Here is a 9,911-nt window from a genome sequence, read left to right as displayed (position 1 = left end):
GGTATCCGATCCCATACCGCGGCACAGTGTTCCGTTGCAGGTGGGAGGCGGTACTTCCGGGGCGCTTGTCGGCTCCGGCCTCTAGAATGGTGTCGGCCGCGGCATTTCCTCCGCCGTGGCACGTCGATCCAGGAGGGGACGATATGGCAGCCGGACTCAGCCCTACGGAGAACCCAGCGACCGAGCATCCGGAGTTGGAGGCGCTGCCGGAGTGGCCGCAGGAGACCATCGCCGTCCTGGTCACCACAGATCCGGCGCCGCATGCCATTCCGGTCTCGTGGCCGGTGCGCGCCGGTGACCGCCGGATCCTGCTGAGTCTCAAATTCGATCGCGGTTCGCTGGCCCGCCTGCGGGAGCGGCCGCAGGTCGCCCTGCTGATACTCGGCGGCGGCAATGTGGCATTGTGTGCCCGCGGCGCGGCGAAGGTCATCGCCGAGGAGATGCCCGGCGCCGACGACTACGTCGCGGTCCGCCTCGACGTGGATACCATCGACGACCATCGGCAGTCGGCTTTCATGGTCGCCCAGGGTATTCAGCGCACCGTGCTGGACGACAGTGAGTTGCACGCGCTGGAACACCGGGTCGCGACATTGAAAACCTGGGCGGAGAACGAAGAGAAGAACTGAGGCCCGGCGCCGGGCCGCGCCGGAACCGGCGCGGGGCGCCGCGGGAAGGAGATCATGAGCGTCAACCTGGCCAAGGGCGGCAATGTCTCGCTGTCCAAGCAGGCCCCCAACCTGACCAAGGTCGCCGTCGGACTGGGCTGGGACGTGCGCACCACCACCGGCGCCGACCACGACCTCGACGCCAGCGCCCTCGCCACCGGGCCGGATCTGAAGGTCCTCTCGGATCAGCACTTCGTGTTCTACAACAACCTTCGCTCCCCCGACGGCGCCATCGAACACACCGGTGACAACCTCACCGGCGCGGGCGACGGCGACGACGAGGTCATCAATGTGGACCTGGCGAATACGCCGGAATCGATCACCAATATCTTCTTCCCGGTCTCCATCCACGACGCCGATCAGCGCGGGCAGTCCTTCGGGCAGATCCGCAACGCCTATATCCGCGTGGTGGATCTGGGCACCGGCGCCGAGCTCGCCCGTTACGACCTCTCCGAGGACGCCTCGTCGGAAACGGCCATGGTGTTCGGCGAACTGTATCGCCGGCAGGGCGAATGGAAGTTCCGCGCGATCGGCCAGGGCTACGCGTCGGGGCTGGCGGGCATCGCCCGCGACTACGGCGTGAACGTCTGACGCGCACGTCACCTCCGACGCTCAGCCGGGATCGGAGCAGAGCTGGGAAACCAAGGTATCGCGGGCCCACTCTTCCCATTTCTCCGGTGACCAGTCGCGCTCACCGACGAAGACCAGATAGAGCTGTGGGCTGAGCACGCCGAACAGCAGGTCCGCCGCCTCCTCGACGGTAAGCCCCGGGCGTATACCGGGCTTGCCGGCCAGAGCCTCGGCCGCCGCGTACTGCACGGTGTAGCGCGGGTCGGGGCCGTCCGGCCATTGCGCGGCGATCTCCGGATCGGTGGCCGAGGCGGCCGCGATGAGCGGCATGATCGGGGCGACCCGCCCCAGGATCTCGCGGGTGCCGTGGACGTGCGCCCGCAACTGACCGGCCGCCGTGCGCTCGGCGCACGCGGCCCGGAACCATTCACGATCCATTGTGGCGACCGGTTCGGTATCCCCCGCGATGGATGTATCGACGACGTCCTTGAACAGTGTGCGCTTGTTGTGGAAGACGAAGTAGACCGTCTGCACGGCCACACCGGCCCGGTCTGCCACTTCCTGCAGATTCGTCGCCCCGTACCCCTGCGCGACGAACAATTCGCGCGCCGCGTCGACGATCTTCCGGCGGGTGCGGCGTGCGCGCTCACCTCGTTTGTCCGGCCGCTTGACTGCCTCCATGCCGCAAGTGTATCTCTAGAAATCATCACTAGAGTTCAACTCTAATTTGTGGAGGATCGATGAACCAGCCCGAGACGACCCCGAGGCCCGGTCCGGCCCCGACCGCGAGCGAGCAACACCGCGAAGAAGAAGCCGTCCATCGCGCGCTGGCGGATTTCTACCGCGCCGGCAAGGCACCATGGGACACCGGCGTCACCCCACCGGAACTGATCGCGCTGATAGAAGGGCCGGACCCGGTGCCGCCCGGGCGCGCCCTCGAACTCGGCTGCGGCACCGGGACGAACGCGATCTATCTCGCCCGGCACGACTGGGAGGTCACGGCCGTCGATCTGATCGACAGGGCCGTCGACGAGGCCAGAGCTAAGGCCGCGGCCGCGGCGGTGACGGTACGACTCCTGCCGGGAGACGCCACCCGGCTCGACGACCTGGACGCACCCGGCCCCTTCGAGCTGTTCTTCGATCTGAGCTGCTACTGCGGCATACCGCTGCACCGCCGGAGCGCGTATGCCACCGGACTCACCGAGCGCGCGGCGCCGGGAGCACGGTTGCTGATGTTCGGATACGGCCCCGAACCGGCCGGCGCTTCGAGGTCCCCGCTCGAATCGTGGGCGGCGGGCGTCACCGCCGAGGAACTCCGTGCCGGGTTCCCCGGCTGGGAGTTGCTCGACGTCACGCCGGGTACGAACTCGGTACCGACCTCTTGGTTCACCCTGCGCCGCAAGGCCTGACGATCCCGGCGGCGACGGCGTGAACGTCCAGGATGTATCAGACGGTCGCCGCCATCGGAGCCGGACGGGCGTCGACTCCGCGGACCAGCCAGAAGTACAGAGGCGGCAGGACCAGCTCGAGGACGGTCAGGCCGATGACGAACGGGTGCGGCCAGCCGTGCGCCGCGACCGAGAAGAAACGGGACAGGCCGCCCACGAACATGATTCCCGCCAGCCACCGCACCGCGTTCCCGGCCACCGGCGACTGTCGTACCGCCCAGATCCAGGCGAGCCCGTAACCCGCGAATATCGCGCCGAAGAAACGGTTCTGATTGTCGTCGGTCGCGGTGAGGGCGCCCGTATCCGGGACCGCGTCCGGGCCGATGACGATATGCGCCAGCCCGATCAGGGTGCAGATCACGCCCATCATCCAGCACAGCGATCGCAGTGTCTTTTCCATATGAGCACTCCCCATCGAATCCCCTGCGTGCCGCACAACCCACGCGACCCAGAGTTAGTTGACGTGTGTCTACTAAGACCATACGACCGCCGGTAGACACACGTCAACTAACGTGGTCGTAATGAGCACCCGTCGCCGGCTCGCACCCGAGGAACGCCGCGAACTCCTGGTCGACGCCGGGGAGCGCCTGTTCGCGGATCGGGCCTACGACGAGGTCCTGATGGAGGATGTGGCGGCCGCGGCCGGAGTCTCACGAGCCCTGCTGTATCGCCACTTTCCCAACAAGCGCGAGCTCTTCGCCGAGGTCTACCGGCGCGCGGCCGCCCGGCTGCTCGATGACACCGTCCTGGACTCGCAGCGGCCGCTCGACGACCAGCTGGCCGCCGCCCTCGATACCCATTTCGACTATTTCGAGGCCAACGCGCATTCGGTGATCGCCGCCAACCGGCAGCTCGCCGGCGATCCGACCGTTCAGGCCATCATCTGGGGCGAACTCGGCGAACTGCGCTACCGCATGGTCGATATCACGGGCCTGACCGGAACGCGCCGCGACGCGGCATCGTCGGTGATCATGAGCTGGCTGACCTTCGTCCGGGTACTCACCGTCGACTGGCTGGAGCAGCGCTCCTGCACCCGCGACCAGCTCCGGGCCGTCTGCATCGGCGCACTGGGCGGGGCGCTGAGGCCGATCCTCGGCGCGAGCGAAACCTGAGGACTCCCAACGCCGGTCACCCGCCGGCCGGACCCGGGCCGTCCGCACGATTCAGGCAGCGAACGCCGAGAGATGGTCGGCCAGGAACCGGGCCAGGGTACGAGGCGGCCGCCCGGTGACCTCCCGCACCGTCGGGTGGATCTCCGCCCAGACCGCCCCCATCGCGGCCTGCATTGCAGGCAGGTCGGTGGCATGGGGCTCCGTACGCCCGCGCCCGCCAGCCGCGCGGCCAGGTCCGCGACGGGCAGATCCACATACCGGATCTCGCGGCCGAGCACGGTGGTCATGACGGCGGCGATCTCGTCGTGGGTCGGCGATTCGGGGCCGGTCAGCAGGTAATCGCGCGATTCGCCGACCGGAGCGGTCAGCAGCGCGGCGGCGACATCGCCGATATCCCGGGCGTCGATGTAGTTGACCGGCTGCGCGCCGTAGGAACCGTAGAAGCGATCCTGCCTCAGTTCGGTGCGGAAGTACTGCATGAAACCCGTGGGCTGCAGGATCGCGTACGGAATACCCGAAGCCCGGAGATGTTCGTCGACCTCGCCGTGGACACCCCCGGCCAGCCGCCCGCCCGGTACGGCACCGAGCACCGATACGGTCACGATCTGCGCGACACCGGCGGCGCCGGCCAGGTCGACGACCGCCTCGAAGGTCTCGGCGAAGCGGGGGAACGGGTTGGCGTTGAGGAACAGACGATCACCGGGAGAAAGCGCCGCGCCGATCGACTCCGGCTCTTCGAAGTCGCCGATTACGGTGTCGACGCCCAGTTCTACCGGTCGCCGCACCACCGCCCGCACCTCCCGGCCGGAGCCCTCGCCGCACAGCCGCTCGATCAGCGCCGTGCCCACCGTTCCGGTGCCGCCCGTGACCACGATCATCATGCCTCCCTGAATCGCCCAAGAGGAACCGGAACCTCCGATTCCTCTTACGCGACGACGCTACACTAAACGGAATTCAATCGTCCATTTCTGGAGGGTCATGCGCGCGGATGCCAGGCGCAACCTGGACAAGATCGTGGCGGCGGCCTCCGAGGTCGTGGCCGAGCAAGGCATCGACGCGCCGATGAAGGCGATCGCCGACCGGGCCGGAGTCGGAGTGGGCACCCTCTACCGCCGCTTCCCCGACCGCGGCGCCCTGATCTCGGCCATCGGGCTGCACTATCTGAATTCGATCGCCGGGGCCCTGGCACGGATCGCGGGCGACAATCCCGACGCCTGGACCACGATCCGGCTGTTCGTCCTGTGGGTGGCCGACTCCGGCCGGGGCGCTCTGGCGGCCGCATTGGCAGAACTGCCCGACACCGTGTTCACCGACAGCGCGGAGTTCGCCGAAGAGCGCTACCGCTGGGTGCGCCGCCTCGACGATCTCGTGCGCCGGGCCCAGGCCGACGGCGCCCTCCGGCCGGACGTACACGCCGACGACATCGTGTATCTGCTCAACGTCTTCACCTGCCACCCGAATGCCCTACCCGGCCCCGCGGCCGCCGACCCCGCGAAATACCTGCACTACATGCTCGACGGTATGCAGGCGGCAGCGGCAACTCCCCGCGCGGAGGCGCAACGCGCCGGCGCCGCGAGCTAGTTCACGATCAGGAAGCGTTGGGCCAGAACCGGGTCCAGTCCGCGGGTGAGAGCGGAAGCCGGGCGCCCCGGGCCCGTTCGGCGGCGTCCTCGGCACCGCGGATGGCGGCGGCGAAGGCCAGCGTCGCCTTACGTACGACCTCTTCGGCGCTCTCCGGGCCGCCCAGATACACGACGCGGAGCGCTTCCGGGACGAGGTCGGCGGGCAGGCCCGCCCGCGCGCTGCGGGAGCGGACCTTCTCGGCCAGCGCCAGGGCCGGCTGGGCCATGGCGATACCGTCGAGGCAGGAGCGCCGGGTCTTCTCCGCGGATTTTCGTTCCTCCCAGGCCTTTTCCTGCGCCGCGATCTTCTCCTCGACCGTGGCCGCCGCACCGGCACCGGACTCCCGCGGATCCGGACCCAGCTGCGGACTGCGATTCACCAGTTTTGCCACCAGCGTGGCCGCCACATCGTCGACGGTGAATTCCCCGGCCGCCTCGGCGATCCGGGAGTGGAACAGCACCTGCAGCAGCAGATCGCCCAGCTCCTCGCGAATGGTGGCGACGTCCTCCTGCTGGATCGCGTCCAGCAGTTCGTAGGTCTCCTCGAGTAGATACGGCCGCAGCGAATCGTGGGTCTGGGTGACCTCCCAGCCGCCGAACCGCCACAGCCGGTCCATCACCTCGACCGCCTCGGCCAATCCCGCCGCCACCGTGGCGGTTTCCCGGTCGAGCGCACCGGGCTCCGGACCAGCGGACGCCGGCCCCGTGTCCACGCTGCCGGTGGATCCCCGATCAGCGGTCATCGCGCCGGGGTGACCTCGGTCGCGACGGTGAGGTCGACCGCCCCGGCCGCCTTACCGTCGAGGGCGAGCAGCAGATCCGCCAGATATTGCAGCAGTGCCACATCGCGGAGCCGATCGGCCCCGACACTGTCACGTACCCGCGGCAGCGGCAGCTGCACCACACCACTGGCGGCCCGGTAGGTCGCGCTGGGGTAGATCCGCTTGAGCCGCATCTGTTTCGAATCCGGCAGCGACATCGGCGACACCTTCACCGTGGTACCGGTGACCGCGATTTCGGTGACGCCGTACTCGCGGGCCAGCAACCGCAGCCGCGCCACCGACACCAGCCGGCCGACCTCCACCGGCAACGCGCCGTAGCGGTCGACCAGTTCCTCCACCACGCCCGCCAGCGCCGGATCGTCCTGGGCGGCGGCGAGTTTCCGGTAGGCCTCCAACCGCAGCCGGTCGCTGGCGATGTAGTCCGGCGGGATATGGGCGTCCACCGGCAGATCGATACGCACCTCTTTGGTTTCCTCGGTGGTGATCGGTTTCCCGTCGGCGGCCGCCCGGTAGGCCTCCACCGCCTCACCGACCAACCGCACATAGAGGTCGAAACCCACTCCGGCGACGTGCCCGGACTGTTCGGCGCCGAGCACATTGCCCGCACCCCGGATCTCCAGATCCTTCATGGCCACGGCCATACCGGCGCCGAGGTCGGAATTCTGGGCGATGGTGGCGAGCCGGTCGTAGGCCGTCTCGGTGAGCGGTTTCTCCGCGGGATACAGGAAATAGGCGTATCCGCGTTCCCGGCTGCGCCCGACCCGGCCGCGCAACTGATGCAACTGCGAGAGTCCGAGCGCATCCGCCCGTTCCACTATCAGGGTGTTGGCATTGGAGATGTCCAGCCCGGTCTCGATGATGGTGGTGCACACCAGCACGTCGTATTCCCGCTGCCAGAACCCCTGCACCGTACGTTCGAGGGTGTCCTCGTTCATCTGCCCGTGCGCGACCACCACCCGCGCCTCCGGCACCAGATCCCGGATCCGCTTGGCCGCCTTCTCGATCGACGACACCCGGTTGTGCACATAGAACACCTGGCCGTCGCGCAGCAGCTCCCGGCGGATCGCCGCGGTGACCTGTTTATCGTTGTAACCGCCGACGTAGGTGAGCACCGGATGCCGTTCCTCCGGCGGGGTGAGGATCGTCGACATCTCCCGGATTCCCGCCAGGCTCATCTCCAGCGTGCGCGGGATCGGGGTCGCGGACATCGTGAGGACGTCCACATGGGTGCGCAGGGCCTTGATATGTTCCTTGTGCTCGACGCCGAAACGCTGTTCCTCGTCCACGACCACCAGTCCGAGGTTCTTCCAGCGGACCCCGGTCTGCAGCAGGCGGTGCGTGCCGACCACGATATCGACCTCACCCTCGGCCATTCCGGCCAGCACCTCCCGCGATTCGGCGGGATCGGTGAAGCGCGACAACCCCCGCACGGTCACCGGGAAACCGGCGATCCGCTCGGTGAAAGTCTGCAGATGCTGCTGGGCCAGCAGGGTCGTGGGCACCAGGACCACCACCTGCTTACCGTCCTGCACCGCCTTGAACGCCGCCCGGACCGCGATCTCGGTCTTGCCGTAGCCCACGTCGCCGCACACCACGCGGTCCATCGGCACGGCCTTCTCCATATCCGATTTCACATCGGAGATGGCGGTCAGCTGATCCACGGTCTCGGTGAACGCGAACGCGTCCTCCATCTCCCGCTGCCACGGAGTATCCGGACCGAACGCGTGCCCCGGCGCGGCCTGCCGGGCGGCATACAACTGCACCAGTTCGCCCGCGATCTCCCGGACCGCCTTACGCGCTTTGCGTTTGGTGTTGGCCCAGTCGGCGCCACCGAGCTTCGACAGGCTCGGCATCTCTCCGCCCACGTACCGCGAGAGCTGGTCCAGCGATTCCATCGGCACGAACAGCCGGTCGCCGGGCTGGCCGCGTTTACCGGGCGCGTACTCGATGACCAGGTATTCCCGCCGGGCTCCGCCGACGGTGCGCTCGATCATCTCCACGAACCGGCCGATGCCGTGCTGATCGTGCACGACCATATCCCCGGCGTTCAATGCCAGCGGATCGACCTGGTTACGACGCTTGGCGGGCAGCCGCTTCCCGTCACCCGGCGCGGTGACCCGGTTACCGGTGAGATCGGATTCCGCGACCACCACCAGACCGGCGTCACCGAAGATCACCCCGTCGTGCAGCGAACCGCACAGCACACCGACCACGCCGGGCTCCGGCTCCGCACCCGCCGCCAGCTGGGCCGCCGGCACCTCCGCCTCACCGAGACGTTCCAGGGTGCGCTGCGCGGTACCGTGCCCGGCCAGTACCACCACCGCCCGGCCGCCGGTGAGCACATGCGCCCGCAGCGACGCGAAAATCGTCGCGACCAGTTCATCGGACCCCCGCGCCGCCGGCCCGGTCTGCACCGGCAACTCCACCTCGGCCGGATCGCCCGACGCCAGCGGGCTCAGCGTCCACCACGGCAGCTCACGCTCATCGGCGCTGTCCCGGATCTCCGACAGCGGCCGATACGCCGACGCGGCCAGATCCAGGCCGTGCGCGCCCAGCGGTGCGTCCCCGCCGAAGGACGCCGCCGTCCACGACGCCTCCAGGAACTCCTCCCCGGTACGCATCAGATCGGCGGCCCGGGTACGGACCTTCTCCGGATCACACACCAACAGGTGGGTCCCGCCCGGCAGCTGTTCGGTGAGCAACCGCAACTCCCCGGGCTGCAGCACCGGCAGCAGGGCTTCCATCCCCTCCACCGGGATCCCCTCGCCCAGCTTGTCCAGCATTTCCACCAGTGCCGCGTCCGCCGGATTGGCGGCCGCCACCGCCGCGGCCCGCTCCCGCACCTCGGTCGTGAGCAGCAACTCCCGGCACGGCGGCGCCACCACCGCGGTCAGCGAAGTCTCCCCCAGCGACCGCTGATCGGCCACCGAGAACGGCCGCAACTCGGTGATCTCGTCACCCCAGAACTCCACCCGGACCGGATGGTCGGCGGTCGGCGGGAACAGATCCAGAATGCCGCCACGCACCGCGAACTCACCGCGCTTGCCGACCATATCCACCCGCGTATACGCGAATTCGACCAGTCGCGAAACCAACTCGTCGAAATCGGCCTCCCCGCCGATCCGCAACACCACCGGTTCGATATCGCCCAGCCCACTCGCCATCGGCTGCATCAGCGACCGCACGGTGGTGACCACGACCCGCAACGGCTCCGGGAACACCGGATCCTCCGGATGCGCCAGCCGCCGCAACACCTCCAGCCGGCGGCCCACGGTATCCGCGCCCGGCGACAGCCGCTCATGCGGCAGCGTCTCCCACGACGGGAACTGGGCCACCCCGGCCCCCAGCATCTCGGTGAGCTCCAGCGTCAGATCATCGGCTTCCCGCCCGGTCGCCGTCACCAGCACCACGGGACGATCGCTGGCCACGGTCGCCGCCACGAACGACCGCACCGCCGACGGCGCCACCAGCTCCACCGGCGACTGCCCGAGCATCCCCGAAACGGTCCGCAACGCGATATCGGCACCGGCCACCGCGGCCAATCCCGCCAATGGTGGACGAGGGGCAGACATGTTCTCTCCTGAATCGCGAATGAAACAGTTCTCCCGGCCGAGAGGAGTTTACTGTGCTTATTGGCGCGGCTTCGCCGCGCGGGGTTCGGCCCTCTGAGCGTCTGCTGTCAGCGCTCGAGACTCGCGGCTGCGCCGCCTCG

The 9,911-nt window shown here is 68.6% G+C and carries 10 protein-coding genes and 1 pseudogene; 5 read left to right on the top strand and 6 right to left on the bottom strand.

All coding sequences use genetic code 11. The features are described from left to right. Positions 1-143: 143 nt before the first annotated feature. Positions 144-626 (top strand): pyridoxamine 5'-phosphate oxidase family protein, encoded by a 483-nt coding sequence (locus ACWDU1_RS23100; RefSeq protein WP_450001435.1) that lies wholly within the window; start codon positions 144-146, stop codon positions 624-626. A gap of 54 nt (positions 627-680) precedes the next feature. Next, on the top strand, positions 681-1,256 hold the full coding sequence (locus ACWDU1_RS23095; RefSeq protein WP_450001433.1) for a TerD family protein: 576 nt from the start codon (positions 681-683) through the stop codon (positions 1,254-1,256). A gap of 21 nt (positions 1,257-1,277) precedes the next feature. On the opposite strand, the gene ACWDU1_RS23090 is transcribed toward ACWDU1_RS23095, so the two are convergent. Next, a complete protein-coding gene (locus tag ACWDU1_RS23090; RefSeq protein ID WP_450001431.1) occupies positions 1,278-1,916 on the bottom strand; it encodes a TetR/AcrR family transcriptional regulator in 639 nt (212 codons plus the stop codon). A 59-nt stretch (positions 1,917-1,975) separates the two neighbouring features. On the opposite strand from ACWDU1_RS23090, the gene ACWDU1_RS23085 reads away from it, so the two are divergent. After that, on the top strand, positions 1,976-2,644 hold the full coding sequence (locus ACWDU1_RS23085; RefSeq protein ID WP_450001430.1) for a class I SAM-dependent methyltransferase: 669 nt from the start codon (positions 1,976-1,978) through the stop codon (positions 2,642-2,644). 37 nt (positions 2,645-2,681) lie between these two features. Here the strand turns inward: ACWDU1_RS23085 and ACWDU1_RS23080 are convergent, their stop codons facing one another. Beyond that, a complete protein-coding gene (locus tag ACWDU1_RS23080) occupies positions 2,682-3,083 on the bottom strand; it encodes a DUF4345 domain-containing protein (protein WP_450001429.1) in 402 nt (133 codons plus the stop codon). A gap of 121 nt (positions 3,084-3,204) precedes the next feature. Here ACWDU1_RS23080 and ACWDU1_RS23075 point away from each other — a divergent pair, with 121 nt between their 5' ends. After that, entirely contained in the window at positions 3,205-3,795 is a 591-nt protein-coding gene (locus ACWDU1_RS23075; protein ID WP_450001427.1) for a TetR/AcrR family transcriptional regulator, read from the top strand. Between the two features lie 51 nt (positions 3,796-3,846). Here the strand turns inward: ACWDU1_RS23075 and ACWDU1_RS23070 are convergent, their stop codons facing one another. After that, positions 3,847-3,969, bottom strand: coding sequence for a hypothetical protein (locus ACWDU1_RS23070; RefSeq protein WP_450001437.1), 123 nt, complete (start codon positions 3,967-3,969; stop codon positions 3,847-3,849). Between the two features lie 113 nt (positions 3,970-4,082). Then, positions 4,083-4,673: pseudogene (locus ACWDU1_RS23065) on the bottom strand (SDR family oxidoreductase); the annotation flags it as partial. Between the two features lie 100 nt (positions 4,674-4,773). Here ACWDU1_RS23065 and ACWDU1_RS23060 point away from each other — a divergent pair. After that, the gene (locus ACWDU1_RS23060; protein WP_450001425.1) at positions 4,774-5,376 is read left to right on the top strand and encodes a TetR/AcrR family transcriptional regulator; all 603 of its coding nucleotides are present in this window, start codon (positions 4,774-4,776) and stop codon (positions 5,374-5,376) included. Between the two features lie 7 nt (positions 5,377-5,383). Here the strand turns inward: ACWDU1_RS23060 and ACWDU1_RS23055 are convergent, their stop codons facing one another. Both ACWDU1_RS23055 and mfd read right to left on the bottom strand, forming a co-directional pair. Continuing rightward, the gene (locus ACWDU1_RS23055; RefSeq protein WP_450001423.1) at positions 5,384-6,160 is read right to left on the bottom strand and encodes a MazG family protein; all 777 of its coding nucleotides are present in this window, start codon (positions 6,158-6,160) and stop codon (positions 5,384-5,386) included. Next, the gene (gene mfd / locus ACWDU1_RS23050) at positions 6,157-9,771 is read right to left on the bottom strand and encodes a transcription-repair coupling factor (protein WP_450001421.1); all 3,615 of its coding nucleotides are present in this window, start codon (positions 9,769-9,771) and stop codon (positions 6,157-6,159) included. The genes ACWDU1_RS23055 and mfd overlap by 4 nt, the downstream gene beginning before the upstream one ends. Positions 9,772-9,911 lie beyond the last annotated feature (140 nt).

This window comes from Nocardia sp. NPDC003345 (genome assembly GCF_053589395.1).
Note: the sequence above shows the minus strand (reverse complement) of the source record. Positions and strands in the feature narration are given on the sequence as shown.

Excerpts from the sequence above, each read along its gene's own strand:
- ACWDU1_RS23100 (WP_450001435.1), top strand. The coding sequence starts at position 144 with ATGGCAGCCGGACTCAGCCCTACGGAGAACCCAGCGACCGAGCATCCG.
- ACWDU1_RS23095 (WP_450001433.1), top strand. The coding sequence starts at position 681 with ATGAGCGTCAACCTGGCCAAGGGCGGCAATGTCTCGCTGTCCAAGCAG.
- ACWDU1_RS23090 (WP_450001431.1), bottom strand. The coding sequence starts at position 1,916 with ATGGAGGCAGTCAAGCGGCCGGACAAACGAGGTGAGCGCGCACGCCGC.
- ACWDU1_RS23085 (WP_450001430.1), top strand. The coding sequence starts at position 1,976 with ATGAACCAGCCCGAGACGACCCCGAGGCCCGGTCCGGCCCCGACCGCG.
- ACWDU1_RS23080 (WP_450001429.1), bottom strand. The coding sequence starts at position 3,083 with ATGGAAAAGACACTGCGATCGCTGTGCTGGATGATGGGCGTGATCTGC.
- ACWDU1_RS23075 (WP_450001427.1), top strand. The coding sequence starts at position 3,205 with ATGAGCACCCGTCGCCGGCTCGCACCCGAGGAACGCCGCGAACTCCTG.
- ACWDU1_RS23070 (WP_450001437.1), bottom strand. The coding sequence starts at position 3,969 with ATGCAGGCCGCGATGGGGGCGGTCTGGGCGGAGATCCACCCGACGGTG.
- ACWDU1_RS23060 (WP_450001425.1), top strand. The coding sequence starts at position 4,774 with ATGCGCGCGGATGCCAGGCGCAACCTGGACAAGATCGTGGCGGCGGCC.
- ACWDU1_RS23055 (WP_450001423.1), bottom strand. The coding sequence starts at position 6,160 with ATGACCGCTGATCGGGGATCCACCGGCAGCGTGGACACGGGGCCGGCG.
- mfd (WP_450001421.1), bottom strand. The coding sequence starts at position 9,771 with ATGTCTGCCCCTCGTCCACCATTGGCGGGATTGGCCGCGGTGGCCGGT.